The following is a 25,884-nucleotide window of genomic DNA, read 5'->3' as shown; positions in this document are numbered from 1 at the left end:
GGCAGCTTCGAATCCACAAGCGAGAACGAACCAACAGGAAATCCTCGATGCCTAGAAAGTGGTGGATACTCGCCGCGACGGTGGCCTTGATATGGCTGATGATACTGATCGAGCCGATTTTGATGCCGTTTTTCGTCAGCATGGTACTGGCTTATCTCGGCGATCCCCTGGCGGACCGTCTGGAAGCCTGGGGGCTGTCCCGACGCCTGGCGGTCAGCGTGGTCTTTCTGGTGTTGACGCTGATCTTCGGGCTTGCCCTGCTGTTCATCGTGCCGATTCTCGGGCGCCAGCTAGGGCAGCTGCTCGAGGCGCTGCCGCTTGTCTATCTGTGGATTCAGAACACCGCGGTGCCTTGGGTGCAGTCCCTGACCGGTTTCGACCTGGGCACGGATATCGACAACATGCGCCAGATACTCGTCGACAACTGGAAGGAAACCGGCAGCGTCGCAGCGACTCTGCTCGCTCAGGTCTCCCGCTCCGGCCTGGCGCTGGTGGCGCTGATCGGCAATCTGGCGTTGATTCCGGTAGTCACCTTCTATCTGCTGCTCGACTGGGATCGCATGACCGCCAACCTGCGCGCCTGCCTGCCGCGCAACTGGGAGCCGGAAATTGTTCGCCTGGCAAAACAATGCGACGAGGTGCTGTCGTCCTTCCTGCGCGGACAGCTGCTGGTGATGCTGTGTCTGGGCATCATCTACGCGGTGGGCCTGACGCTTCTGGGGGTGCGCTTTGGGGTGCTGATCGGCCTGCTGGCCGGGCTTGCCAGCATCGTGCCCTATCTCGGGGTGATCGTCGGCATCAGCGTGGCCGCCCTGGTCGCTTTCTTTCAGTTCGAGAGCCTGCTGATTCTCCTAGGGGTGGGCGGTGTCTTCGCCTTCGGCCAGATGATGGAAAGCGTGGTGCTTCAGCCGAAACTGCTGGGAGACAAGATCGGCCTGCACCCGGTGGCGGTGATCTTCGCCGTGCTGGCCGGCGGCCAGCTGTTCGGCTTCACCGGCGTGCTGCTGGCCCTGCCGGTAGCCGCGGTGGTAATGGTGTTGCTGCGCTATCTGCTGGAGCGCTACAAGGGAAGCGATCTTTACGGCTCAAAAAACCGCAAGAACATGTCCGCCAAGGAGCCGTCTTGAAAGCGTCGACGCCTCGTTCCGGCGCCGTTCGGCCGCCGTCGGGTCATCAGCTGCCACTTCGGGTCGGCCTGCGCGATACCGCGACCTTCGCCAACTTTCATCCCGGCGCCAATGCTTCCCTGGTCGAGGCGTTGCGAAACCAGTTCGACTCCCGGGGCGAGCCTTTCGTTTTCCTGTGGGGAGGCGAAAGCGTCGGACGCAGTCACCTGCTGCAGGCCGCCTGCCACCAGGCCAGCGCTCGAGATCTGCGCGCCCTCTATCTTCCCCTGGAAGAGCTGGGACACTTTCCGCCGCTGATGCTCGAGAACATCGAACGTCTCGATCTGGTGGCCATCGACGATCTGGAGTGCGTGCTGGGCCGCAGCCGCTGGGAGGAGGCGTTGTTTCACTGCTTCAACCGGCTGCGGGACGCGGACAAGCGGCTGATCGTTTCCGCCCGGGCGGCGCCCCGCCAGCTCGCTGTAAAGCTGCCGGACCTGGCGTCCCGGCTCGGCTGGGGCGTCACCTTTCATGTGCAGTCCCTGGACGACCCGGGGCGTCTGGAGGCGCTCAAGCTGCGGGCGCGGGACCGGGGCATGAGCTTGTCGGAGGAAGTCGCCCGCTACATCCTGCATCGCGGCCCCAGGCGACTGGATGAGCTCTTTGCAATGCTCGAGTCCCTCGATCATGCCTCTCTTTCCGCCCAGCGCAAGCTGACCATCCCCTTCGTCAAGCGGGTGCTGGGCTGGTGAGCTTTTGATTTCCTCTGCTAGCATGAAACAGTCAATAAAGAATTATCTTGAAACGGTTTTCATGGAAATCGATAGCGCCGGTTCAGGGAAGGCGGTCGAAAGATGCGTTCTTTCATCGGTGACTTCGAAAGGAGAGTAAAGGAATGAGCGAGACACGTATCGAACGCGACAGCATGGGAGAGCTGGAGGTGCCGTCAAGCGCCCTCTACGGTGCCCAGACCCAGCGAGCGGTGAACAACTTCCCCATCAGCGGCCAGGGGTTGCCGAGCGCCTTCATCCATGCCATCGCTCGCATCAAGCTGGCGGCGGCCCAGGTCAACCGGGATCTGGAACTGCTGGACGGCGAGCGGGCGGAAACGATCGTCAGTGCCGCCAAAGCGATCATCGCCGGCAAGTACGACGATCAGTTTCCCATCGACGTCTTCCAGACCGGCTCCGGCACCTCCTCCAACATGAACGTCAACGAGGTGATCGCGCATCTGGCGTCCAAGGGTGACTGCGAGGTGCATCCCAACGATCACGTCAACATGGGTCAGTCCAGCAACGACGTGATTCCCACCGCGATTCACCTTTCCGCGGCCCTGGCGGTCAAGAATCGTCTGCTGCCGGCGATGCAGACCCTCAAGCAGGCCATCGACGCCAAGGCCAAAGAAGTGGACGGCGTGGTCAAGACCGGCCGCACCCATCTGATGGACGCCATGCCGATCCGGCTCAGCCAGGAGCTCGGCGGCTGGTCCAGCCAGGTCAACCAGGCCATCGAGCGCCTGGAGGACGGCCAGAAGCGATTGTCGCGGCTGGCCCAGGGCGGTACCGCGGTGGGCACCGGCATCAACGCGCATCCGGAATTCGCCGAACGCATGGCCAAGACCCTGAGCGAGCAGACGGAACTCGATCTATCCCCCAACGACAGCTTCTTCGCCAGTCTCGCTTCCCAGGACGCGGCGGTAGAGCTTTCCGGTCACCTGCGCACCTACGCCTGCGCGATCATGAAGATCAGCAACGACCTGCGCTGGATGAATTCCGGGCCCTTGGCAGGACTGGGTGAAATCGAGCTCGAGGCGCTGCAGCCGGGCAGTTCCATCATGCCGGGCAAGGTCAACCCGGTGATTCCCGAGGCTACCGCCCAGGTCGCTGCTCAGGTGATCGGTCTGGATAGCGCTATTGCCGTGGCCGGTCAGAGCGGCAACTTCCAGCTCAACGTCATGCTGCCGCTGATCGCCCATAACCTGCATACCTCGCTGACCCTGCTGACCCAGGCCAGCAAGCTGCTGGCGGACCCGACCATCACTACCTTCAAGGTGCGCGAGGACAACGTCAGCGAGCCGCTCTCCCGCAATCCGATTCTGGTCACCGCCCTCAACTCTGTAATCGGTTACAGCGATGCAGCGGCGCTGGCCAAGAAGGCCTATCAGGCGGGTCGACCGATCGTCGATGTCGCGGAAGAAGAAACCGACCTGAGCCGTGAGGAGCTTGAGCGATTGCTCGATCCGGCGCAGCTGGCGGACGGTGGCATACCGAAATAACCGGTCGGTTCCGGATTTTGACTGCGCCTCACCGATCCAGTATCGATGAGGCGCTTTTTATGTGTCTATTAATATATGCTCCTACTGAAAGGCTTGGGAGGGTTATAGATGATTATTGGAATAGATGTAGGTGGAACTCATATAGACGGTGCAGTCATTAGTAATGGCAATATAGTTAAAACATCAAAAAAAATCACAGACAGAAATAATTTATTTGAGACTATCTGGACTACGCTGAAAATTTTATTAGAAGATATCGATAAAAGTAAAGTCTCTAGAATTAACTTGAGTACGACCGTATCAACAAATGCGATTGTTGAGAAAAGGGTAAGCAAGGTTGGAATGATAGTTCAAAGCGGCCCTGGCATGAATTATGATTTTAGTCGTGTAGGTGATCAATTAGAATTTATTTCTGGTTATACTGACCATCGAGGGGTTGTAGTTAAAGAAATAGTCGAGGATGAAATAAAGACTATTAGAGATAATTTTATTAAAAATAATATGGAATCTATCGGGATAGTTAGCAAATTTTCTACTAGGAACCCGAGCCACGAAAAACAAATTTCAGAAATGTTGATAGACGACTTTGACACCGTTGCAATGGGGCATAGTTCATCAGGAAGATTAAACTTTCCCAGAAGAGTTAATACAACTTACCTAAGTGCAGCCGTAAATAACACGTTCAGGGAATTTGCTGAAAATTTTGAAAAATCGCTTAAGCTAGAAGGGGTCGACGTTCCGATCTATGTACTGAAGGCGGATGGTGGAACAATGGATTTAGATACGGCGAAAAATAATCCTATCGAGACTATCCTATCAGGACCGGCAGCTAGTTTTATGGGACTTAGTGCCTTGTTTTCAGAAATTGACGATGGGGTGCTTTTAGATATTGGTGGGACAACGACGGACATCTTTTTCCTGGCAGATGGAGTTCAACTGTTCGAACCACTAGGAATAAATATTGATAATCATAAAACTTTGATTAGAGCGATTTATTCAGTTTCCATTGGCCTCGGTGGCGATAGCTATGTAAGGATGGAGGATAATAAGCTTAAGATAGGCCCGCAAAGGATGGGACCTCCAATTGCCTTTGGCGGTGAATATCTAACGCCAACTGATGCAATGGTTGCTCTAGGTAAACTCGATGGGGGAAATAAAGAAAAAGCGGTTTTGGCAGTAGGAGAGTTAGCCAAGAGGTTAGATTTATCTATAAAAGAAGCCGCAAATAAAATATTGGATATAATGACCGGTCTGATTAAAGAGAAAGTCGATAACTTATTGATAAAAATTAATGCCCACCCGGTTTATACAGTTAAAGAATTACTTGAAAACAAAAGAATAGAACCGCAGTTCGTTAATGTCATTGGCGGTCCAGCTAAAATATTAGCACCTCTTTTAGAGAAAAAATTTGCAGTGAAAGTCAAGTATCCAGAAGAATACAAAACCGCAAACGCAGTTGGGGCAGCACTTGCCAAGCCAACAATAGAAATTAATATGCTTGCTGACACTGAACGTGGAATATTGTCCGCACCAGAAGCAGGAATATACGAAACGATTAATCGAAATTATAATTTAGAAATGGCTGAGAATAGAGCCTTGGAAATCGTTAGAGACAGCGCTATCAAGCTCGGAGCGAATAAAGCTGATATTGAAGCCGAAATCGTCGAGTCAAATAGTTTTAACATGGTCAAAGGATTTTCAGGAGTTTTCAAGAATATCAGAGTCAGGGCTCAGACAACACCAGGATTGATCCATGATTGGCGGTCTCAATGATCTAGCGTTATAAACATGCGATGCACGAATTTTTCAACGAGGTCCAAAGTCCCAGGCTGCAACAACAGGCCGGATATATGGCTATATGGAGACTATATGCGTGCTTGGAATATGAGATTACCGTTTAAAAGGAGAAGGTGAAATGTTTAAAGCCAAGAATAGGTTGGGCTTAGTCTTTTTTCCAGCCTTTGACTGGGCAATTTCAAAAACACACCCTGAACGTGAAGAGAGGCTGTTATATACACAAGACCAAATCTTTGAAGAAGGAATTCAAGATACTGAAGGGATCGAATTTTACAATCCAGTTATTGCAAGCGAAAAAGATGTATCAAGAGTTCACATTGTGGTGCCCAATGTAGCGAGTCAGCTATCGCAGTCACATCTTGTTGCTGCTGGAGGAGCGATAAGAGCATATAAGGCAGTAATGGAAAAAGAAGTAAACAAGTCTTTTGCCTTGGTCAGACCCCCAGGGCATCATACACACCGGGTTGTATATGGAGGTCGAGGTTTTTGTACTGTCAATGTCGGAGCAGTAGCGTTAGAACGCATCAGGCAAGACTATGGTGATCTAAAAGTCGCTATAGTTGATACAGATGCACATCACGGTGATGGAACTCAAGATATTTATTGGAATGACAAGGATACACTCTTTATCTCACTCCATCAGGATGGAAGAAGTTTATATCCGGGAACGGGAAGTATAGAAGAATTTGGTGGACCATCAGCATATGGTTATAATATCAATATTCCACTTCCGCCTGGAACCGGTGAAGAAGGGTTTTTATATATATTAGATAATGTAGTTATTCCGATTTTGAATGATTTCAAACCGGATATCATTATCAATTCGGCTGGACAAGATAATCACTACAGCGATCCGCTCACAAATATGAATTTTACAGCTCAAGGTTATGCAATACTAAATGAGCGTTTGAATCCAGATATGGCGGTGCTGGAAGGTGGCTACTCGATAGAAGGAGCACTGCCTTATATCAATTTGGGTATTATTTTGGCGATGGCCGGTCTTGATTATTCACATGTATTTGAGCCTGACTACGATGCTGACAAGTTAAAACAAGATACAGCCATAACAAATCATATCGAAAAACTGTCTGAGGCTGTCTATAGTCTTTGGAGACATAAGAAAGAGCTGGCGGAAGAAAAGTTTAAAAATAAAAAAGAAGTGACAAGAGAACGGAAAATTTACTTTGACACTGCTGGAATTACGGAGCACCAGGTGCAAAAATTCATAATTTGTGATGATTGCTCTGGTCTCAGCGTTATTGATTCAAGCAATGACGAATCCGCACATATACTTGCCATTACGGTGCCAAGGAAGTCTTGTCAGTACTGTATCGATAAAGCGTATGCCATGTATGACAGTTCAAATCAGTATCCTTATACAAATGTGTATTTACAAGATCGATGTAATGATAACTATTTGTCTAAATAATTATAGTAAAGCTAGGATTCAAGCTGCACAAAGTATATAAGCGTCCTTTCAACTTGCACAAGAACTGGCGTGTGATGCCATGATTGACAACGGCTAGCCGATCAAATCTCGACGAGGCGTTTTGCGTTGGCTCGTGTAGTTCGGCTATTGCTGTCCCTTTTCTTTTGCTTCCTTGATAGTGTCATCCGCGTCTTCGCGGTCATCGTCCTTCGCTTCCGGCGCCTCCTGCTCATCGGAGCGACTGGGTTGAAAGCACAGGGTAGCGAGAATCGGGAAGTGATCCGAGCCGATCTCCTTGAGGCGCTGCATTCGGGTCAGGGTAAAGTGTTCGCTGACGAAGATATGGTCCAGCGGCCAGCGCAGGAATGGATATTGGGCATGGAAGGTGCTGAACATGCCGCGACCGCGGCGCGGGTCCATCATGTGGCTGACCCGGCAGAACATGCGGGTGGAACGGGACCAGGCCACGTCGTTGAGATCTCCCGCCGCCAGGGTAGGGTCCTGATGCTCGTGGATCTGCTGACCCACCAGCAGCAGTTCGCCGTCCCGCCATAGGGAGGTCTCGCTTTCGCTGGGGGCGGGAGGGCGCGGATGCAGGGCGTAGAGCCGTACCCGGTCGCCGCTGGGCAGGCGCAGCCAACTGTGAATGGAAGGGATATCGTCTTGAATCAGCCACTTGACCTCGGTGTTTTCCAGGGGTAGGCGAGAATACAGGTGCATGCCGTAAAGGTTGTCCAAGGGGATCTTGACGCTATACGGCCACTTTTCGTCGAGCACCGGGTCCAGTTGCTGCTGCCACCAGTCGTCGCTTTCCAGGGTCAGCACGATATCCGGCTGATGCGCGTCGATCTGTTCAATCAGCTTGTGGGACTCCCGGTTGGGGGTCAGCACGTTGGACACCAGCAGGGTAACGCAGCGGCTGTCGTCACCATCAGGGTCCGTCTTCTTGACCTGAACGGGCATGAAAGGGGTATAGGGCAGGATACGTACCAATTGCGTTACTAAAATAAAGGCGTTGATCAATATCAGCGTCAGCCGCCAGCCCGGTTCGGCGAAAAACGAGGCCAGCAGCAGCAGCAGCGCCATCCCGGCGATTTGCAGGCGAGGAAATTCGCAGGCCCTGGCCCACCAGCGATGAATCGGAATACGCCCCAGCGTCGTAGCGGCGAGTAGTATGGCGGTGACGACAGCCAAGGCGAGACTCAGCATGGGCGTTTCCTTGTGTTGGTTCAGCATATCAAACTGGATTAAGCATATAAGAATTGATTGTTAAATAATCATGGCTCGACGCGCTTGTCGATAGATCGCTGGAGGCTTGCAATCCAGGGAAGGATGCGTAAAATGCTCATCCGTCGTTGGGGCGGCTTACCCGCCGCCGGCATCTGTAGGACCATAGCTCAGTTGGTTAGAGCGCCACGTTGACATCGTGGAGGTCAGCGGTTCAAATCCGCTTGGTCCTACCATCATCTCGCTTGAATCGCATCCGTCGGAGTTTTCCCGGGACGCGCGTTCCAGGACCATAGCTCAGTTGGTTAGAGCGCCACGTTGACATCGTGGAGGTCAGCGGTTCAAATCCGCTTGGTCCTACCAGATACCATGACATGAAGAGCGCCCTGCGAAATTTCTTGCAGGGCGCTTCTCGTTTTGGTGCTTTTGCCCATAAGGCAAGCTGGCGGCTAGCCGCCTTGCTGAGACTGCCGGGCCGCCACCAGTATCACTTCGTTATGCCAGTATTGCGGCATGGGAGTGTAATTCAGGGCAACGGGTTGACCACGCGGTACCTCCACCACTTCCTTCAAGCGCTTGTAATCAACTTCGTAATCCAGCCCCTTGACCGAGGTATTGACCTTGTCTACCGCCTCCGTGACCCGGTCCAGGGTGGTGCCTTCCTCCTTGTCCAGGTAGGGATAGGCCTGTACGAAAAGCGTGCCGTCGGACCAGCCCAGCTTGAATTGCTCGTTGATCAGATGGACCTTGGTGCCAACCTCGAGCTTGTCGAACAGGGATTCCACGTCCTCCGGCAGCATGCGGATGCAGCCGTGGGTAACGCGCATGCCGACGCCATCCGGGCGGTTGGTGCCGTGGATCAGATAGCCGGGAATGTCCAGGCGCATCTTGCGGCTGCCCATCGGATTGTCCGGTCCCGCGGGGACCACGCTTGGCAAGGGATCGCCGGCTTCCGCGTGCTCCTTGCGGATCGACGCGGGCGGATACCATTTGGGATTCTTGGTTTTTTCCGTGATTCGCGTAGTGCCAAGCGGCGTTTTCCAGTCCATGCGGCCGACGCTGACCGGATAGGTTTCCACCCGGGGAATGTCGCCTTTCTTGGTCGGCGGATAGTAATACAGGCGCATTTCCGCGACGTTTACCGTGACGCCTTCCTTGGGCCCCTTGGGGAGAATGAAGCGAGCGGGGATGGTGATCTCGCTGCCTTCCTGGGGATACCAGACGTTGACATCCGGGTTGGCGCGACGCATTTCTTCATAGCCGATACCGTGCTTGTGGCCGATATCCAGCAGCGTGTCTGCTTTCTTGGCGGTCACCGTATACACTTCACCGACCAGTTCGCCTTCCTCCGGTAGCGGATAAAAGCCCTGGGGCCATTTTCCCTGCTCCCAGGTTTCCCGGGTCCATCGCTCCGGCTCCGCGGGTCGCTTAGACTTGTCCGTCTTATCGCTTTCCTTTGTCGTTTCTCTTTCCTTGGTCTTCGTCTGATCCGCCCATTCGATGATGGAGGCGTTCTCGGGAGCACCCTGCACTGCCAGCGACAGAGCGGGCGATATAAGTGTCAGCGTCGCTAGCGCCAGCAGGAGGTGTCGCCCGGACAAATATCTCCAAACATGCCATGAGTTGCGTACCATGCGTAATCCTTATCCTTTCTTTGAAGGCGTCAAGCGGCTTCGGCCTTTCGATTGAATGTCTCAAGCAGCGCTTCGAGTTGTTCGAAGCGAGCTTCCGGGGCGGCCATGTCCGCCTCGAAACGCAGCGTGTGCGCCCCTTCCAGGCGAAAGTGGCGCGGATCCTGCTGGATCAGACCGACCAGGGTCATGGGATCGACTCGGGTCTCGGCGCCGAACACCGCTCGGCCACGCTGCTCGCCGGCTTCCAGGCGAGTAATGCCCAGTCGCTCGGCGCGCTGGCGCAGGCTCGTCTGCCGAAACAGCGTCTTGACCGGCGCCGGCAGCAGGCCGAAGCGATCGATCATTTCCACCTGCAGCTCTCGAAGTTCCGCGTCGTTCTGTGTATTGGCGATGCGTTTATACATGATCAGGCGCTGCTGTACATCCTGCAGGTAGTCATCCGGAATCAGCGCGGGGAGATTGAGCTTGATTTCCACGCCTTCGTCCAGAGGCGCCTCGATATTCGGCGTCTTGCCGGTACGAATGGCCTTCACCGCCCGATCGAGCATCTGCATGTATAGATTGTAGCCGATGGTCTCGATCTGACCGCTCTGCTCGTCTCCCAGCAGCTCGCCGGCGCCGCGAATCTCCATGTCGTGACTGGCCAGGGTGAAGCCGGCGCCGAGATCTTCCGCCTGGCTGATGGCTTCCAGGCGCTTCACCGCGTCTCGGGTGATCGCCTTGGGCGGCGGCGTCAGCAGGTAGGCGTAGGCCTGATGATGGCTGCGACCCACCCGACCGCGCAGCTGATGCAACTGGGCCAGACCGAACTTGTCCGCCCGTTCGATGACGATGGTGTTGGCGGTGGGTACGTCGATACCGGTTTCGATGATGGTGGAGCATACCAGCACGTTGAAGCGCTTATGATAAAAGTCCGACATGATGCGCTCCAGGGAGCGCTCCGGCAGCTGGCCGTGCGCCACTCCCACCTGGGCTTCCGGCAGCATTTCCCGCAGTTTTTCCGCGGCGGCCTCGATGGTCCTGACCTCGTTGTGCAGGTAATAGACCTGTCCGCCGCGCAGGATTTCCCGCAACAGCGCCTCCTTGATCACCGCTTCGTTGCGGCTTTGCACGAAGGTCTTGACGGAGAGTCGCCGAGCCGGTGGGGTGGCGATGATCGAAAGATCCCGCATGCCGCTCATGGCCATGTTCAGGGTGCGGGGAATCGGCGTCGCGGTCAGGGTCAGGATATCCACCTCCGCCCGCAGCTGCTTCAGACGCTCCTTCTGGGCCACGCCGAAGCGGTGCTCCTCGTCGATGATCAAGAGACCCATGTTGGGAAACTCCATGGAGCGGGACAGCAGCTTATGGGTACCGATGACGATATCCGCCTGGCCGTCGCGAATGCGTTCCAGCGCCTGAGCCTGACCCTTGCCGCCGGTGAAGCGGGATACCAGCTCGATGCGTATCGCCGTATCCGCGAAGCGGTCGCGGAAGTTGTCGTAGTGCTGCTGGGCGAGCAGGGTGGTGGGCACCAGCACCACCACCTGGCGGCTGGAATTCACCGCCAGGAAAGCGGCGCGCATGGCGACCTCCGTCTTGCCGAAGCCCACGTCGCCGCACACCACGCGGTCCATGGGACGCGGCGCGGTCATGTCGTCGATCACCGCCTGGATGGCCTGGCGCTGATCCGGGGTTTCCTCGAAGGGAAAACTGGCGGCGAAACGGGCGTAGTCCTCCGCGGGGAAATCGCAGGCGAAGCCTTCCCGGGCTTCACGTCGGGCATAGATATCCAGCAGTTCCGCGGCGCTGTCTCGCACCTTCTCAGCCGCCTTGCGCTTGGCCTTTTCCCACTGATCCGAGCCGAGCCGATGGAGCGGGGCGGTTTCATCGCTGGCCCCGGCATAGCGGGAAATCAGCTGCAGGCTATCCACCGGCACGTAAAGCTTGGCGCCGCCGGCATATTCCAGCGCCAGGAATTCCGCCGCCTGGCCGCCGGCTTCCAGAGTCTCCAGTCCCAGATAGCGGCCCACGCCATGAGTCTGATGCACCACCGGATTGCCGGGCCTGAGTTCGGAAAGATGGCGCACTGCCAGTTCGCTGTCATCCGTGGCCTTTTCTCGGCGCCGGCTCTGGCGTACCACTTCGCCGAACAGTTCGGTTTCCGAAATGATCGCGAGATTCGGTGAGTCAATCCATAGGCCGCTATCCAGCTGTCCCTGGCCGATCGCCATACGCGCATCGCTTTCCAGGAATTTCTGCCAGCTCGCCACTTCCCGGGGCTCGAGGCCGAGCGGCGCCAAGGTTTCTTCCAGGGCTTCCCGTCGGCCTCGGGATTCCGCCAGGAACAGGATTCGAGTGTCGCCATGCTCGGTAATAAAGGCATTCAGCGCCGCGAGAGGGGTATGGGCCCGGGCATCGATGGCAATCGCCGGCAGCGCGCGAGTGGCGGAAAGCCGCGCGTGGGGGTGTTCATCATCCGTCACCAGCTCGACTCGGGGGCGGCGCTTGATGGCGGCGAAGACTTCGTCCACCGGCACGAAGGCCCGATGGGGTGGCAGCAATGGGCGGGTCGGGTCCACGCCGAGATTCTCGAAGCGGGACTGAATTGAAGCCCAGTGCTGCTGCGCGGCGTGATACACGCCGGGCATCAGCGCAACCCGAGCGTCATCCATCAGGTGGTCGAACAGCGTGGCGGTTTTCTCGAAAAACAGCGGCAGATACTGCTCCAGCCCTGGAGATGGGATGCCTTTCAGCGCATCGTTGTATAGCGGACTCTGGCGCGGATCCACGTCGAACAGAGTCTCGAAACCTTCACGAAAGCAGGCGATGGCGGAGCGGGTCAGCGGATATTCGTGAGCCGGCAGCAGCTCGACGCTTTCCACCTTGTCGGTGCTGCGCTGGGTGTCCGGGTCGAAATAGCGCAGGCTGTCCAGCTCGTCGTCGAACAGATCCAGGCGCAGCGGCGCCTCGCAGCCCATGGGGTAAAGGTCGATCAGCGCGCCCCGCAGGGCGTATTCGCCCGGTTCGTAGACGGTTTCCACCGCCCGGTAGCCCGCCCGGGAAAGGGTTTGGCGGAACTGCTCCCGGTCGACGGTCATGCCGACCTCGAGGGTCAGCACCCGCCCGGCGATATAGTCCGTGGGTGGCAGCCGCTGCATCAGGGTATTGATGGGCACCAGCACGATGCCGTTCTCCGCTTGCTGGAGCTCCCGCAGGGTGCGCAGCCGCGCGGATACGATGTCCTGATGCGGCGAGAAACTGTCGTAGGGCAGGGTTTCCCAGTCCGGAAACGGCATCACCGGTACCCAGGAGAAAAAACGCAGTTCGTTCTCAAGGCGTTGGGCGCTGGCGGTGTCCGCGGTGACCAGCAGCAGCGCCGTTTCATCCGCCAGACGCGAGAGTGCCAGGGCGGTAGCGCTGCCCTGGGGGGCTTGCCAGTAGAGCGTATCGCGAGTGCCTTGGGGGAGCGGCGGGTCGAGAGGAGAAAAGTGCGGCATGATCCCTGGATTCATTGGTCAACGTGGGGCGAATGATACCAGTCTTCGGCGATCTTGTAGTCAAATCCGCGATTGTGTAATTACCTTACAGGGCCTGCGACCATTCATCGATTGCGACTGAAAGAGGGACGACGGACAATAAGCGTCAAACGAGCCTATTGAAATAATTTGAATACACGATTATCGACGAAAAGGGGTCTTTCACGTGAGTCAACAAACGCCGGATACCGTATTCGAGGATTGGCAGGGCAACGAAGCCTTGGCGGAGGAAATGATTCCGCTGCTGGGCAAGCTTTATCGCCAATACAACGTGGTGACCTCCATGTTCGGTCGCTCGCTGATCAATCAGTCGGTGATCGGCATTCTCAAGCATCACCGCTTCGTCAAGAAGGTCGAGGGCACCGAGCTGTCCGTGCGGGACACCTTCCCGCTGATCAAGGCCATGAGCGAGCTCGGCCTGGGGCCGGCGCATGTGGATATCGGCAAGCTGGCGGTAGCGTTCAAGAATGATGGCAATGGTGATCCCAAGGCCTTTCTCGAAAAAGAGCTTTCGGATATCGTCGGCAAGCACGATTCCAGTCGCGGCAACGGCGAGCCCAAGGACGTGGTGCTGTACGGCTTCGGTCGTATCGGCCGTCTGCTGGCGCGCATCCTGATCGAGAAAGCCGGCGGCGGCAACCTGCTGCGGCTGCGGGCCATCGTGGTGCGCGGACGCGGCGATCTGGCCGCGGACCTGGAAAAGCGCGCGAGTCTGCTGCGTCGGGACTCCGTGCACGGGCCCTTCGCCGGCTCCATCGCCGCGGATACGGAAAACAGCACGCTGATCGCCAACGGCAACGTGATCAAGGTGATCTACGCCAACTCCCCCAGCGAGATCGACTACACGGATTACGGCATCGACAACGCCCTGGTGGTGGATAACACCGGCGTATGGCGCGATGAAGACGGCCTGTCCCAGCACCTGAATTGCAACGGCGTGGCCAAGGTGCTGCTGACCGCACCGGGTAAGGGCAACGTCAAGAACATCGTCTTCGGCATCAATCACGGCGATATCGCCGACGACGACCGCATCGTTTCCGCGGCTTCCTGTACCACCAATGCCATCGTGCCGGTGCTCAAGGCGCTCAATGACCAGTACGGCATCGAGCATGGTCACGTGGAAACCGTGCATGCCTATACCAACGATCAGAACCTGATCGACAATTACCACAAGGGCGATCGTCGCGGTCGCAGCGCACCGCTCAACATGGTATTGACGGAAACCGGCGCCGCCAAGGCGGTGGCCAAGGCGCTGCCTGAGCTTTCCGGCAAGCTGACCGGCAACGCCATTCGCGTGCCGACGCCGAACGTTTCCATGGCGATCCTCAATCTCAATCTGCATCGCGAATGCAATGCCGAGGAGCTCAACGACTACCTGCGCCGCATGGCCCTGCATTCCCCGATGCAGAAGCAGATCGACTACGTGGATTCCGCGGAAGTGGTTTCCTCGGACTTCGTCGGCAATCGCCATGCGGGAATCGTCGACGCCAAGGCGACCATCGCCGACGGCAAGAACGTCGTGCTCTACGTATGGTACGACAACGAGTTTGGCTACAGCTGCCAGGTGGTGCGTATTCTGCAGCACATGTCCAACGTTCGCTTCCTGTCCTTTCCCTAAGCTCGCCGTCGAGCTCCTGTCTCCCCGAACGCGACCCGATGTGATGGGTCGCGTTCGACTTTATGACTTCTGGTTTTTGCCCAGACGAATCTTTATACTGGATCGGATTTTTAGGATTATCCGAGCGACTTCGGATGTGAACTGGCAACTTTCTGATAAGAAAAGAATTCGGACGCCGTGACCGTTGGCCTGGGTATTTAATGCAACCCGGATCCGGCGCGTCTATCGAAATGCTTTCCTGCATAATCAGAGACGATAACTGGGCGAGACTATGATCGAAGTCAAGCGAGGCCTGGATCTGCCCATCACTGGCGCCCCGGAACAGCGTATCGAGGATGCGCGGCCGGTGCGCCACGTGGCGGTACTGGGCACTGACTACGTTGAGATGAAACCGACCATGGAGGTCAAGGAAGGGGACAGGGTCAAGCTGGGCCAGCTCCTGTTCACCGACAAGAAAATCGATGGAGTGCGCTTTACCGCGCCGGCGGCCGGGGAAGTGATCGCCATTCATCGCGGCGAAAAGCGCCGTCTGCTGTCCGTGGTGATCAAGATCGATGAAGACCAGGAGCAGGCTGAGGAGTTCACCGCCCACGGCACCGCCGGCCTGGCGAATCTCGAGCGTCAGCAGGTCGTCGATCAGCTGGTCGCTTCCGGCCTCTGGACCGCGCTGCGTACCCGCCCCTATTCCCGTACCCCCGCCCTGAACGCCGTTCCCCAGGATATTTTCGTTACTGCCATGGATACGCATCCTCTCAGCGCGGATCCTGCCGTGGTGATCAAGGAGCAGCCCGAGGCGTTCACTCAGGGCCTCGAGGTATTGACCCGCCTGACGCAAGGCAAGGTCTATCTCTGTCAGGCGCCGGACGCGCAAATTCCCGGTGGTGACGTCGCGGGTGTTCAGGTCGAGACCTTCGGCGGGGTTCATCCCGCGGGCCTGCCCGGCACGCATATTCATTTTCTTTCCCCGGTGGGGCTGAAACGCCAGGTCTGGCATATCGGCTATCAGGATGTGATCGCTTTTGGCAAGCTCTTCGTGGAAGGCAAGATCGACCCGTTTCGTGTCGTTGCCCTGGGCGGCCCCCGGGCAGAGAAGCCGCGGCTGGTGAGAACCCGCCTGGGGGCAAGCACGGAAGAACTATTGGCCGGAGAAATCGTCGAACCCGATGATACTCGAGTGATTTCCGGCTCGGTGTTCGGCGGCTTTACCGCAGAGGGCGCCTTGCGCTATCTGGGGCGTTTCCACAATCAGATCACGCTCATCGAGGAAGGCAACAAGCGTACCTTCATGGGCTGGATGTCGCCGGGGCTGAATCGTCACTCGATAATGGGAATCTATGTCTCCGGACTGTTCGGGCTGCGGGATTACGCGCCGAATACGTCCACCAACGGCTCCGCGCGCGCCATGGTGCCGGTTGGCAACTACGAGCGGGTCATGCCGCTGGATATCATGCCCACTCAACTATTGCGCTCGCTGATCGTTGGCGACATAGAAACCGCCATGCAGCTGGGCTGCCTGGAACTGGCGGAAGAGGACCTGGCGCTGTGCACCTATGTGTGCCCGGGCAAGTATGAATACGGTCCCATCCTGCGTGATAACCTCACCATGATCGAGAAAGAGGCCTGATGATGGGAATTCGACAAACACTCGACAATGTCGAGCCGCATTTCAGCAAGGGCGGCAAGTACGAAAAGTTCTATCCGCTTTACGAAGCCGTCGACACCATTTTCTACTCGCCGCCGGACGTGACTCGCTCAACGGCGTTTGTGCGCGATGGCATCGACCTCAAGCGGATCATGATCACCGTCTGGCTGTGTACCTTCCCGGCCATGTTTTTCGGCATGTGGAACGCCGGCTGGCAGGCCAATGACGCCATCGCCAGCGGCTATGCCAGCATGGGCGGCTGGCGCGAGGATGTGCTGCTGACCCTGGCCGGCGGCCACGACGCCAGCAGCCTGTGGTCGAACTTCGTGCTCGGCGCCACCTACTTCGTTCCGATCTATGCGGTGACCTTCATTGTCGGTGGCTTCTGGGAAGTGCTGTTCGCGGTGCGTCGCGGTCACGAGGTCAATGAAGGCTTCTTCGTCAGCTCCGTGCTGTACGCGCTGATTCTTCCGGCGACGATTCCCCTGTGGCAGGTGGCCCTGGGCATCACCTTTGGTATCGTGATCGGCAAGGAAATCTTCGGCGGCACCGGCAAGAACTTCCTCAACCCGGCGCTCACCGCTCGGGCCTTCCTGTATTTCGCCTATCCGGCGCAGATTTCCGGGGATGCCATCTGGGTTGCCGCGGATGGCTACACCGGGGCGACGGCGCTTTCCGTGGCGGCCCAGGATGGCATGTCCGCGGTATCCAGTCAGTTCAGCTGGTGGGATTCCTTCCTTGGCTTCATTCCCGGCTCCGTCGGTGAAACCTCGACCTTGCTGATTCTGCTGGCGGCGGCAGTACTGCTGTGGACTGGCATCGCTTCCTGGCGCATCGTGCTGGGGGTGTTTCTGGGCATGGTGGCCACCAGCGCCCTGCTGAATCTGGCCGGTTCCGACACCAACCCCATGTTCGCCATGCCCTGGTACTGGCATCTGGTGCTGGGCGGTTTCGCTTTCGGCATGGTGTTCATGGCCACCGACCCGGTGTCCGCTTCCATGACCAACCCCGGACGTCTGCTGTTCGGTGTCTTGATCGGTGTGATGACCGTGCTGATCCGCGTGGTCAATCCCGCTTTCCCCGAAGGCATCATGCTAGCGATTCTGTTCGCCAACCTGTTCGCTCCCCTGATCGATCATTTCTTCGTTCAGGCCAACGTCAAGCGGCGGCTCAAGCGAACCAACGTACTGGTTGAGGAGAGTGCCTGATGGCGAGCAACAATTCCACCAAGAAGACGCTGATCGTTGCCTTCGCGCTATGCATCGTCTGCTCGGTGATCGTTTCCACCGCGGCGGTGGCGCTGCGCTCCAAGCAGGAGTTCAATCAGGAAGCGGATCGCAAGTCGAATATCCTGCAGGTCGCCGGCCTGTACGAAGAGGGCGTGTCAATCACCGAGCAGTTCGAGCAGGTCACCGCCCGGGCGGTGAATCTCGAGACCGGTGAATACACCGATGAGGTCGATCCGGAAACCTATACGCCTTTCGAAGCGGCTTCCGATCCGGCGGCGTCCCGCACGCTTTCCGGCGAGCAGGACATCGCCGGGCTGTCCCGCCAGGAAAAATACTCCGTGGTCTATCTGGTCGGTGACCCGGATAATCCGGAAAAGATCATCATGCCGATTCGTGGCCAGGGTCTGTGGGGGCTGATGCGCGGCTATATCGCTCTGCAAGGCGATGGCAACACCATCGAAGGCATCACCTTTTACTCCCATGCGGAAACCCCGGGCCTGGGGGGTGAGGTGGACAACCCTAAGTGGAAAAGCCAGTGGGAAGGCAAGAAGGTTTACAAACCGGAAGACGTCGGCCAAGGCTGGCCGGAAATCACCCTGGTCAAGAGCGGGGCCAGCGGTCCCACGGAAGTCGATGCCCTGTCCGGTGCCAGCCTGACCAGCCGTGGCGTTTCTGCCCTGGTGCAATACTGGTTAAGCGATGAAGGTTTCGGTAAGTACCTGGCGAAGTTCTACGACAACACGACGCAAGGAGCCTGAGCATGTCAGCCGTAACTCCCAAGGGCGTGTTGATCACGCCTATCTTCAAGAACAACCCCATCGCCTTGCAGATCCTCGGTATCTGTTCGGCGCTGGCGGTGACCAGCAGCATGAGTGTCTCACTGGTCATGTCGGTGGCGGTAATCGCCGTGACGGCGCTGTCGAGCTTTTTCGTCTCGGCTATCCGCAATCACATTCCGTCGTCGATTCGCATCATCGTGCAGATGACCATCATCGCGTCATTGGTCATCGTGGTGGACCAGGTGCTCAAGGCCTATGCCTATGAGATGTCCAAGCAGCTCTCGGTGTTCGTCGGCCTGATCATCACCAACTGCATCGTCATGGGCCGGGCGGAAGGTTTCGCCATGCAGAACCCGCCGGTGCTGAGCTTCCTGGATGGTATCGGCAATGGCCTGGGCTATGGTTTCATTCTGATGACCGTGGGTTTCTTCCGCGAGCTGCTGGGCTCCGGCACCCTCTTCGGCTTCAGCATCCTGCCGACGGTGTCCGAAGGCGGCTGGTACGTGACCAACGGCTTGATGCTGCTGCCGCCGTCCGCATTCTTCGTCATCGGTCTGATCATCTGGGTGATGCGTAGCCTCAACACCGAGCAGATCGAGGAAGCCGAGTTCGAAATGAAGGAACACACCCAGCCCAAGGAGGCCGTGTAAATGCTGGAACATTACCTGAGCCTGTTTATCACCGCGGTCTTCGTCGAGAACATGGCGCTGGCCTTCTTCCTGGGCATGTGTACCTTCATGGCGGTTTCCAAGAAGGTCTCCGCGGCTTTCGGTCTGGGTATCGCCGTGGTGGCGGTACTGGCGATCACCGTACCGGTCAACAACCTGATCCTGACCTATCTGCTGCAGGAAGGCGCCTTGTCCTGGACCGGGCTGCCCGGGGCGGAGAACATCGATCTGACCTTCCTGGGTCTGCTGAGCTATATCGGCGTCATCGCCGCCATCGTGCAGATTCTCGAGATGTTCCTCGACAAGTTCGTTCCCGCGCTTTACAACGCGCTGGGAGTGTTTCTGCCGTTGATCACCGTCAACTGCGCGATTCTCGGCGGCACGCTGTTCATGGTCGAACGCCATTACACCTTCGGTGAGTCCGTGATATACGGCACCGGTGCCGGCGTGGGCTGGGCCCTGGCGATCACCGCCCTGGCGGGCATTCGCGAGAAGCTCAAGTACAGCGATGTTCCCGCCGGTCTTCAGGGCCTGGGTATCACTTTCATTACCGTAGGCCTGATGTCGCTGGGATTCATGTCCTTCTCCGGTATTCAGCTCTAAGCGTCGACGAACACTAATAGGAACCCGACATGGTTGATTTATCCATCATCTTGATCGGCGTGGTCATGTTCACGGTCATCGTCATCGGCCTGGTGGCGATCATCCTGGCTGCTCGCAGCCGGCTGGTCAGCTCCGGCGACGTAACCATCGAGATCAACGACGATCCCGAGAACACCATCACGACCCAGGGCGGCGGCAAGCTGCTCAATACCCTGGCGGCCAACGGTATTTTCCTGTCCTCCGCCTGCGGCGGCGGCGGCTCCTGTGCCCAGTGCAAGTGCCGGGTCGAAGAGGGCGGCGGCGCGATTCTGCCCACGGAGGAATCCCACTTCACCCTGCGTGAAAAGAAGGAAGGCTGGCGGCTATCCTGCCAGGTACCGGTCAAGCAGGACATGAAGATCGAAGTACCGGAGGAAGTCTTCGGCGTCAAGCAGTGGGAATGTGAGGTCATCAAGAACCCCAACGTCGCCACCTTCATCAAGGAACTCAACCTGAAATTGCCGGAAGGCGAAGAAGTTGCGTTCCGCGCCGGCGGCTACGTGCAGCTGGTGGCGCCGCCTTACGATATCAAGTTCTCCGACTTCGATATCGAGGAGGAATACCGCGGCGATTGGGAAAAATTCAAGCTCTTCGACGTGTCTCACAAGAATGAAGAAGAGGTAATCCGCGCCTACTCCATGGCCAACTATCCGGAAGAGAAGGGTATCCTCAAGTTCAATATCCGTATCGCCACACCGCCCCCGGGCACCAGCCATCCCCCGGGGCTGATGTCCACCTACGTGTTCAGCCTCAAGCCCGGCGACAAGATCACCGTGATGGGGCCTTTCGGCGAATTCTTTGCCAAGGATACCGAGGCGGAAATGATATTCGTTGGTGGCGGCGCGGGCATGGCGCCCATGCGCAGCCATATCTTCGACCAGCTCAAGCGCCTCGACTCCAAGCGCAAGATGAGCTTCTGGTACGGCGCGCGCTCTTGGCGGGAAACCTTCTACAACGAAGAGTACGACCAGCTGGCCAAGGAGCACGACAACTTCGAGTGGCACCTGGCGCTGTCGGACCCGCTGCCGGAAGACAACTGGGAAGGGCCCACCGGCTTCATCCACAATGTGCTCTACGACATGTACCTCAAGGATCACCCGGCGCCGGAGGACTGCGAGTACTACATGTGCGGTCCGCCGATGATGAACGCCTCCGTGATCAAGATGCTGCTCGATCTGGGGGTCGAGCCGGAAAACATCATGCTGGACGACTTCGGCGGATAAAAACGCAGCAGTCTCGGGGCCGGCTCTTAGTCGGCCCTGTTTTTTACTTCGATCCTCTGATTGAAAACCTCGACCCCGTTTTATTGTCCTAGTGGGTACAAGCACTTGTTTGTACCAAGGAGAAACTCATGACTGTCTGGTTACTGGCCCTGGGTCTGATGTTGATATTGATGGCGGGCATGGCGGTTGGTGTGATCTTCAGCAACAAACCCATCGCCGGCTCCTGCGGCGGCCTCAACAAGCTGGGGCTCAAGGAAGGCTGCGAAGTCTGTGGCGGCAACGACCAGGTCTGCGAGGAAGAAAACCGCAAGCGCTCCACAATGGCCGAACGCCGCGCCAGCGACGCCAATCGCGGCATGGATCTGGGCTATGACGCCACGCGGCGTTAGCATCAGTATGTGAAGAATCACCGATACCGATAAACCCGAATGCTCGGCAGAAAAGGTTCGTCCTCGAGGCGTTCGTCGCTGCGCTTGGCGCGAGTGCGTTCCGGCTGGGGGAAAGGTGGAGGGCGGTTGTAGTCCGGCAGGCGACCATCGGGGCTCGGAATGAACAGCGGCAGGGCGACGTTCATGGCGCGGCGGCTACGGCCATCCGCCAAGGGTTCCGCGAAGAACACATTGGCGCGCATCAGCGGCGCCTGTTTTTGTACCTGGGCCAGCGGCTCGCCATCCGGAATACCCGCCAAGTGGCGTAGCTGGATACGAATATGCGGGGCTTCCGTATCAAAGGCCATCAACTTCCTTTCCGCCTCTCGCACGCTGAGTTTCTTGATCGAGCGGCCGCTGGCATACCAGGCCATTCGCACCCGGGAGAGCGGTGCGTCCGCCGTCGGCAGGGCGCGCCAGCACTGCTTGAGATGCAGCCGCGCCAGCCCCTGGTCACGCAGTTGCGCGTTGAGCGCCGGGTGCCGAGCGGGAAGTAGTGCCTTGAGGCCGGGAATCAGCGTGGCGTCTTCCTGACGAATACGCTCCAGCACCCCGGAAAACTGCGCCTTGGCGCGATTGACCCGGCCCACTTCATCAAGCAGCGCCTGGCTGGCGGCGACCAGGCCGATATAGCTGCGGGTCACCCGCCCGTCCTGGCCTTCCTCGTACCAGAAATCCAGCAGAATGCGGCGCAGCCAGTCCGCGTCCGGCGTCGCTTCCTCCAACGCCCAGGCGGCGCCGCCTTCCCGGCGATAAATCTCGATCAGCGCTTCGATACGCGCGACGATCTCGTCGAAGGCATTTTCCAATTCCGCCTGCAGATGATAGAGCGGCGGCGGGGCGGGCGTTCCGTTAGGGGTCACGAGGGATCGTCTCAGGAATTCGAGCCGGAGAAATCCCGCTCGGCTTGCAATATCATCTCGTCGATGGAGGTTTCATCCATCGCCGTCTCACCGGCGATACGGTGAGATTCATCCGCCCAGGCGCCCAGGTCCAGCAGCTTGCAGCGCTTGGAACAGAACGGGCGATAGAGGTTTTCCTCCACCCAGGCCACCTTCTTGTGACACTGCGGGCAGGCGACTTCAAGCGGGCGGGGAGAGGTTTTTTGACTCATTACAGCTCCACTTCATTGATGCTGAGGGAAGTTTTCAGCGTACTGAACAGTGTTTCATTGGAATTTAGACTTTCAAAATTCAATATCAAAAATCAGCTTCTTTTTGATGTCGGATAGCCAGCAATATAATGGTGTCGTTGTCGATACGGTATCGAACGATATAGCCGCTATTGCCAAAGTCGATTAGCCATTCTCGATACTCTGGTTCCATGTCATCAATGGGTCGCCCCGCCTGAGGCTGATGAGCTAGAACTCTTACTCCGTAACGGATCGATTTTATCGCGCGACTGGCAGCATCCTGATCCTTGTACGCAAGGAAACGATGAAGACGCTGCATATCGTTTAATGAGCGGGTTGACCATTTCAGGTGTGGCAAGTGGGTATCTCTGCGTCCTCGCCAGCTTCAAGTCTCGCAAGCCAAGCGTCCGCTTCTTCCAGCGTCAGATGCAGGCCGGTGCGCTGGTATTCTTCCCAAGCCTTAAGCGTGTCTCGTTTGAACGCTTCGCGTTTTTCTTCACGTTCGACATACTGACTGATGGCTTCACGCATGACCCAGTGCGCCGAGCGTCGGCGTTCTTCTGCGAGATGCTGAATCCGCTCTTTCAAGTTGTCATCGAGTTTGATGGAAGTTGGCGATGCCATATCGATTTCCGTGATAGAAGGGTAATACCTGTGACTACTATAGGCCGATACAGCTTTGTCGTCGATGGTGTTGGTAAGTAAGCCGTAAGGTTCTTACGCTTTCACTCCTTGGCAAGCCGCCGATATTTCTCGTCCAGTTCCGCCACCTGGCGCTTTAGAGCCTCGAGATCGCCGCTGTTGTCGATCACGTCGTCCGCCCGGGCGAGGCGTTCTTCACGGGGTAGCTGGGCATCGACGATGGCCTGGGCTTGAGCTTCGGTGACACCGTCTCGGCTTGCGGTGCGTTCGATCTGCAGGGACTCCGGCACGTCGATCACCAGGCGGCGATCGACGATCTCGCTCAGGCCCGCCTCGAACAGAAGCGGCACCACCACCAGATGATAGGGCGCGGGGCCTTGAGCCATGCGGGCCATGTGTTCCAACAGCCGCTTTCGTACCCGAGGGTGGATCACCCCTTCCAGCCAGCGGCGCTCGGTTTCATCCGCGAAGACCCGTTCCCGCAGAGCGCGGCGGTTCAGCTCGCCGTGCTCGTCGAGGATTTCCTTGCCGTGCCGGGCGACGATATCCGCCAGCGCCGGCTCGCCGGGAGCGACGACTTCCCGGGCGGTGTCGTCCGCGTCCACCCATTCGATGCCCAGGACCTCGAAGGCCCGGGCGACGCTGGATTTCCCCGAGGCGATGCCGCCGGTCAGGCCGATGCTCAAGCTCACAGAAAGACTCCTTGATAAAACGCCATCAGCGGTTCGCCGACGATCAGCATCACCCAGCCCGCCAGGGCCAGATAAGGCCCGAAGGGCATCGGCAGACCCCGCAGCCGGGGCAGCGCCAGCTGAGCGATGATGCCCACCACCGCGCCGATGCCGGCGGAAATCAGCAGCAGTAACGGCAGATAGGACCAGCCCAGCCAGGCGCCCAGGGCCGCCAGCAGCTTGAAATCCCCATAGCCCATGCCTTCCTTGCCGGTCACCAGCCGGAACAGCCAGTAGCAGCTCCACAGGATCAGATATCCCAGCATGGCACCGATCACCGCGGATTCAAGCAGGTAAGGCTGAAACAGCAGCTGATAGAGAAATCCCGTCCACAAGAGCGGCAGGGTGATCGCATCTGGCAACAGCTGAGTGCGCCAGTCGATCACCGCCAGGACTAGCAGCGCCAGGCAAGCGCCGATCAGCGCCAGGCTCTGCAGGCTCGCGCCGTGAGTCGCCACCACCGCCAGGCTCAGCACGCCGGCGGCCAGTTCCACCAGCGGATACTGCGGGCTGATGCGAGATTGACAGCGGGCGCAGCGGCCGCGACGTTTCAGATAGCCCAGCAGGGGAATGTTGTCGTGCCAGCGGATCGGCGCCTCGCAGCGGGGGCAGCAGGAGGCCGGAGTCATCAGGTTGAAGGTGGGAGTGTCTTCCGTTTCGAGTTCCAGCGCTTTCCGGGCTTCCGCGCGCCAGCCCTGCATCAGCATCACCGGCAGCCGGGCGATCACCACGTTGAGAAAACTGCCCAGGCACAGCCCGAGGATCAGCACCAGCGGCCATGTCTGCTGGAAAAGAAGGGAGAAGGACAGTTCGCCGCTTATCGCGCTATTCATGCCGTTCATCATCACACCACGCTGCCCAGCTCGAAGATCGGCAGGTACATGGAGACCACCAGGCCGCCCACCAGTACGCCCAATATGACGATGATAAAGGGTTCCAGCAGCGAGGTCAGGGCGTCCACCTGGTTGTCCACCTCTTCCTCGAAGTAGTCCGCCACCCGGTTGAGCATGGCGTCCAGGGAACCGGATTCCTCGCCGATGCCGACCATCTGGGTCGCCAGGGAGGGAAAGCGCTCCGTCAGGCGCATGGCGAAGTTGAGCTGCTGGCCGTTGGCCACGTCTTCGCGAATCTGATGAATGGCCCGCTCGTAGACGTTGTTGCCCACGGCGCCGGCGGCGGTGTTCAGCGCCTCCACCAGCGGCACGCCGGCGGCGAAGGTGATGGCCAGGGTGCGGGAATACTGGGACACCGCGGACTTGTCGAGAATGTTGCCCAGCACCGGCAGCTTCAGCGCCAGCGCATGCACCCGATAGCGAAAGGCCGAGGAGCGCTTCAAGGCCTGGAAGAAAGCGATACCCACCGCGACCACGCCGGCAAGGCCCCACAGCCAATAGTGCTGGGCGAATTCCGACATGCGAATCGTCATCTGGGTCATGGCGGGCAGCTCCGCGCCGAAGCCGGAAAACAGGCTTTCGAACTGGGGCACCACCTTGATCAACAGCACCGCGGTCACGCCGATGCCCACGAGAACCACCGCCACCGGGTAATAGAGCGCCTTCTTGACCCGCGCCTTCAGCGCCTCGGTCTTTTCCTTGTAGGTGGCGATACGCTCCAGCATGTTGTCCAGGGCGCCGGCCTGTTCCCCGGCGGCCACCATGCTGACGAACAGCTTGTCGAAATACCTGGGATGGCTTGCCAGGGCCTCGGAGAAACTGGCGCCGGCGCTGACGTCGTTCTTCATGCGCCGCACCAGATCCACCATGGCGGGCTTCTTGAGGCTTTCCGCCACCACGGAGAAGGCCTGCAGTATCGGCACCCCGGCACGAATCATGGTGGCCATCTGGCGGGCGAAAAGCATCACGTCCCGGGCCTTGACCCGGCCGCCGCCGCTCAGGCCGCCTTTCTTGCGTACCCGCTTGACCATCACGTTCTGGCCGGAAAGCTCATCGACGACTTCCTGACGGGCCCCGGCGATTACCTCGCCGCTGACCTTTCTTCCCGCCGGACCCTTGCCGGTCCACTGCCAGCGGTAGAGCTTCGCTTCTTTCGACGCCTTCGTCTGCCGCGTTGCCATCGCTGCTTCCCCGCCGTATAGAAAATCCGATTATCGAAAATCCGCTGTCAAAAATTGACTCTGGTGTTTTCTATCGGCGCAATAAGCAAT

General features: G+C 58.0%; 23 protein-coding genes and 2 tRNA genes. 15 read left to right on the top strand and 10 right to left on the bottom strand.

All coding sequences use genetic code 11. From position 1 onward, the window contains the following. The first annotated feature begins 47 nt into the window (after nt 1–47). The 5 genes from FGL86_RS15255 to FGL86_RS15235 all read left to right on the top strand — a co-directional run bounded on the left by FGL86_RS15255 (nt 48) and on the right by FGL86_RS15235 (nt 6,607). Complete coding sequence (locus FGL86_RS15255; protein ID WP_147185512.1) at nt 48–1,127, top strand: AI-2E family transporter; 1,080 nt, start codon at nt 48–50, stop codon at nt 1,125–1,127. Further along, complete coding sequence (hda, locus tag FGL86_RS15250) at nt 1,124–1,858, top strand: DnaA regulatory inactivator Hda (RefSeq protein WP_147185511.1); 735 nt, start codon at nt 1,124–1,126, stop codon at nt 1,856–1,858. Before FGL86_RS15255 ends, hda begins: the two co-directional genes overlap by 4 nt. 143 nt (nt 1,859–2,001) lie before the next feature. After that, the gene (locus FGL86_RS15245) at nt 2,002–3,381 is read left to right on the top strand and encodes a class II fumarate hydratase (protein WP_147185509.1); all 1,380 of its coding nucleotides are present in this window, start codon (nt 2,002–2,004) and stop codon (nt 3,379–3,381) included. A gap of 108 nt (nt 3,382–3,489) precedes the next feature. Next, a complete protein-coding gene (locus tag FGL86_RS15240) occupies nt 3,490–5,154 on the top strand; it encodes a hydantoinase/oxoprolinase family protein (RefSeq protein WP_147185507.1) in 1,665 nt (554 codons plus the stop codon). A gap of 142 nt (nt 5,155–5,296) precedes the next feature. Beyond that, on the top strand, nt 5,297–6,607 hold the full coding sequence (locus tag FGL86_RS15235) for a histone deacetylase family protein (RefSeq protein WP_147185506.1): 1,311 nt from the start codon (nt 5,297–5,299) through the stop codon (nt 6,605–6,607). Between the two features lie 144 nt (nt 6,608–6,751). On the opposite strand, the gene FGL86_RS15230 is transcribed toward FGL86_RS15235, so the two are convergent. Then, nucleotides 6,752–7,816 (bottom strand): endonuclease/exonuclease/phosphatase family protein, encoded by a 1,065-nt coding sequence (locus FGL86_RS15230; protein ID WP_147185504.1) that lies wholly within the window; start codon nt 7,814–7,816, stop codon nt 6,752–6,754. Nucleotides 7,817–7,993: 177 nt separating this feature from the next. Here FGL86_RS15230 and FGL86_RS15225 point away from each other — a divergent pair. Together FGL86_RS15225 and FGL86_RS15220 are read left to right on the top strand one after the other, a co-directional pair. Then, a tRNA-Val gene (locus FGL86_RS15225) sits at nt 7,994–8,070 on the top strand. A gap of 50 nt (nt 8,071–8,120) precedes the next feature. Continuing rightward, a tRNA-Val gene (locus FGL86_RS15220) sits at nt 8,121–8,197 on the top strand. 86 nt (nt 8,198–8,283) lie between these two features. Here the strand turns inward: FGL86_RS15220 and FGL86_RS15215 are convergent. Next, complete coding sequence (locus FGL86_RS15215; protein WP_246131657.1) at nt 8,284–9,435, bottom strand: L,D-transpeptidase family protein; 1,152 nt, start codon at nt 9,433–9,435, stop codon at nt 8,284–8,286. A gap of 62 nt (nt 9,436–9,497) precedes the next feature. Beyond that, a complete protein-coding gene (gene mfd / locus FGL86_RS15210; protein WP_147185500.1) occupies nt 9,498–12,947 on the bottom strand; it encodes a transcription-repair coupling factor in 3,450 nt (1,149 codons plus the stop codon). A 205-nt stretch (nt 12,948–13,152) separates the two neighbouring features. Here mfd and FGL86_RS15205 point away from each other — a divergent pair, with 205 nt between their 5' ends. From FGL86_RS15205 to nqrM, 8 genes are all read left to right on the top strand, one after another. Further along, a complete protein-coding gene (locus tag FGL86_RS15205) occupies nt 13,153–14,604 on the top strand; it encodes a glyceraldehyde-3-phosphate dehydrogenase (protein WP_147185498.1) in 1,452 nt (483 codons plus the stop codon). A 271-nt stretch (nt 14,605–14,875) separates the two neighbouring features. Next, complete coding sequence (locus FGL86_RS15200) at nt 14,876–16,228, top strand: Na(+)-translocating NADH-quinone reductase subunit A (protein ID WP_147185496.1); 1,353 nt, start codon at nt 14,876–14,878, stop codon at nt 16,226–16,228. Beyond that, a complete protein-coding gene (locus FGL86_RS15195; RefSeq protein ID WP_147185494.1) occupies nt 16,228–17,454 on the top strand; it encodes an NADH:ubiquinone reductase (Na(+)-transporting) subunit B in 1,227 nt (408 codons plus the stop codon). Before FGL86_RS15200 ends, FGL86_RS15195 begins: the two co-directional genes overlap by 1 nt. Then, nucleotides 17,451–18,233, top strand: a complete 783-nt coding sequence (locus tag FGL86_RS15190) for a Na(+)-translocating NADH-quinone reductase subunit C (protein WP_147185492.1) — start codon at nt 17,451–17,453, stop codon at nt 18,231–18,233. The genes FGL86_RS15195 and FGL86_RS15190 overlap by 4 nt, the downstream gene beginning before the upstream one ends. Before the next feature lie 2 nt (nt 18,234–18,235). Further along, nucleotides 18,236–18,904 (top strand): NADH:ubiquinone reductase (Na(+)-transporting) subunit D, encoded by a 669-nt coding sequence (locus FGL86_RS15185; protein ID WP_147185490.1) that lies wholly within the window; start codon nt 18,236–18,238, stop codon nt 18,902–18,904. Beyond that, a complete protein-coding gene (gene nqrE, locus FGL86_RS15180; RefSeq protein WP_186764420.1) occupies nt 18,905–19,525 on the top strand; it encodes an NADH:ubiquinone reductase (Na(+)-transporting) subunit E in 621 nt (206 codons plus the stop codon). A gap of 29 nt (nt 19,526–19,554) precedes the next feature. Next, nucleotides 19,555–20,787, top strand: a complete 1,233-nt coding sequence (nqrF, locus tag FGL86_RS15175) for an NADH:ubiquinone reductase (Na(+)-transporting) subunit F (RefSeq protein WP_147185488.1) — start codon at nt 19,555–19,557, stop codon at nt 20,785–20,787. A gap of 128 nt (nt 20,788–20,915) precedes the next feature. Beyond that, nucleotides 20,916–21,176 carry a (Na+)-NQR maturation NqrM gene (gene nqrM, locus FGL86_RS15170; protein WP_147185486.1) on the top strand — a complete coding sequence of 87 codons (261 nt, stop codon included), beginning with the start codon at nt 20,916–20,918 and terminating at the stop codon, nt 21,174–21,176. Nucleotides 21,177–21,193: 17 nt separating this feature from the next. Here nqrM and FGL86_RS15165 read toward each other — a convergent pair whose 3' ends face one another. The 7 genes from FGL86_RS15165 to FGL86_RS15135 form a co-directional block, all read right to left on the bottom strand. Further along, nucleotides 21,194–22,078 (bottom strand): DNA replication terminus site-binding protein, encoded by an 885-nt coding sequence (locus FGL86_RS15165; protein ID WP_147185484.1) that lies wholly within the window; start codon nt 22,076–22,078, stop codon nt 21,194–21,196. A gap of 11 nt (nt 22,079–22,089) precedes the next feature. Next, entirely contained in the window at nt 22,090–22,329 is a 240-nt protein-coding gene (yacG, locus tag FGL86_RS15160) for a DNA gyrase inhibitor YacG (RefSeq protein ID WP_147185482.1), read from the bottom strand. Nucleotides 22,330–22,414: 85 nt separating this feature from the next. Beyond that, entirely contained in the window at nt 22,415–22,666 is a 252-nt protein-coding gene (locus tag FGL86_RS15155) for a type II toxin-antitoxin system RelE/ParE family toxin (RefSeq protein WP_246131811.1), read from the bottom strand. 26 nt (nt 22,667–22,692) lie between these two features. Then, nucleotides 22,693–22,971, bottom strand: coding sequence for a CopG family ribbon-helix-helix protein (locus FGL86_RS15150; RefSeq protein WP_147185478.1), 279 nt, complete (start codon nt 22,969–22,971; stop codon nt 22,693–22,695). A gap of 101 nt (nt 22,972–23,072) precedes the next feature. Beyond that, complete coding sequence (coaE, locus tag FGL86_RS15145; protein ID WP_147186233.1) at nt 23,073–23,675, bottom strand: dephospho-CoA kinase; 603 nt, start codon at nt 23,673–23,675, stop codon at nt 23,073–23,075. Nucleotides 23,676–23,677: 2 nt separating this feature from the next. Further along, nucleotides 23,678–24,553: a prepilin peptidase gene (locus FGL86_RS15140; protein ID WP_147185476.1), complete on the bottom strand. Its 876-nt coding sequence runs from the start codon at nt 24,551–24,553 to the stop codon at nt 23,678–23,680. Nucleotides 24,554–24,564: 11 nt separating this feature from the next. Then, nucleotides 24,565–25,794 carry a type II secretion system F family protein gene (locus tag FGL86_RS15135; protein WP_147185474.1) on the bottom strand — a complete coding sequence of 410 codons (1,230 nt, stop codon included), beginning with the start codon at nt 25,792–25,794 and terminating at the stop codon, nt 24,565–24,567. Nucleotides 25,795–25,884 lie beyond the last annotated feature (90 nt).

This window comes from Pistricoccus aurantiacus, from assembly GCF_007954585.1.
In the GTDB taxonomy this organism is placed as follows: Bacteria; Pseudomonadota; Gammaproteobacteria; order Pseudomonadales; family Halomonadaceae; genus Pistricoccus; species Pistricoccus aurantiacus.
The sequence above is the reverse complement of the archived record's forward strand: the minus strand, read 5'-3'. Positions and strand labels throughout refer to the sequence as shown.

Excerpts from the sequence above, each read along its gene's own strand:
- FGL86_RS15245 (WP_147185509.1), top strand. The coding sequence starts at position 2,002 with ATGAGCGAGACACGTATCGAACGCGACAGCATGGGAGAGCTGGAGGTG.
- mfd (WP_147185500.1), bottom strand. The coding sequence starts at position 12,947 with ATGCCGCACTTTTCTCCTCTCGACCCGCCGCTCCCCCAAGGCACTCGC.
- FGL86_RS15140 (WP_147185476.1), bottom strand. The coding sequence starts at position 24,553 with ATGAATAGCGCGATAAGCGGCGAACTGTCCTTCTCCCTTCTTTTCCAG.
- FGL86_RS15230 (WP_147185504.1), bottom strand. The coding sequence starts at position 7,816 with ATGCTGAGTCTCGCCTTGGCTGTCGTCACCGCCATACTACTCGCCGCT.
- FGL86_RS15255 (WP_147185512.1), top strand. The coding sequence starts at position 48 with ATGCCTAGAAAGTGGTGGATACTCGCCGCGACGGTGGCCTTGATATGG.
- yacG (WP_147185482.1), bottom strand. The coding sequence starts at position 22,329 with ATGAGTCAAAAAACCTCTCCCCGCCCGCTTGAAGTCGCCTGCCCGCAG.
- FGL86_RS15195 (WP_147185494.1), top strand. The coding sequence starts at position 16,228 with ATGATGGGAATTCGACAAACACTCGACAATGTCGAGCCGCATTTCAGC.
- FGL86_RS15240 (WP_147185507.1), top strand. The coding sequence starts at position 3,490 with ATGATTATTGGAATAGATGTAGGTGGAACTCATATAGACGGTGCAGTC.
- FGL86_RS15150 (WP_147185478.1), bottom strand. The coding sequence starts at position 22,971 with ATGGCATCGCCAACTTCCATCAAACTCGATGACAACTTGAAAGAGCGG.
- FGL86_RS15185 (WP_147185490.1), top strand. The coding sequence starts at position 18,236 with ATGTCAGCCGTAACTCCCAAGGGCGTGTTGATCACGCCTATCTTCAAG.
- FGL86_RS15135 (WP_147185474.1), bottom strand. The coding sequence starts at position 25,794 with ATGGCAACGCGGCAGACGAAGGCGTCGAAAGAAGCGAAGCTCTACCGC.
- FGL86_RS15200 (WP_147185496.1), top strand. The coding sequence starts at position 14,876 with ATGATCGAAGTCAAGCGAGGCCTGGATCTGCCCATCACTGGCGCCCCG.
- nqrE (WP_186764420.1), top strand. The coding sequence starts at position 18,905 with ATGCTGGAACATTACCTGAGCCTGTTTATCACCGCGGTCTTCGTCGAG.
- nqrF (WP_147185488.1), top strand. The coding sequence starts at position 19,555 with ATGGTTGATTTATCCATCATCTTGATCGGCGTGGTCATGTTCACGGTC.
- FGL86_RS15235 (WP_147185506.1), top strand. The coding sequence starts at position 5,297 with ATGTTTAAAGCCAAGAATAGGTTGGGCTTAGTCTTTTTTCCAGCCTTT.
- FGL86_RS15155 (WP_246131811.1), bottom strand. The coding sequence starts at position 22,666 with ATGCAGCGTCTTCATCGTTTCCTTGCGTACAAGGATCAGGATGCTGCC.
- nqrM (WP_147185486.1), top strand. The coding sequence starts at position 20,916 with ATGACTGTCTGGTTACTGGCCCTGGGTCTGATGTTGATATTGATGGCG.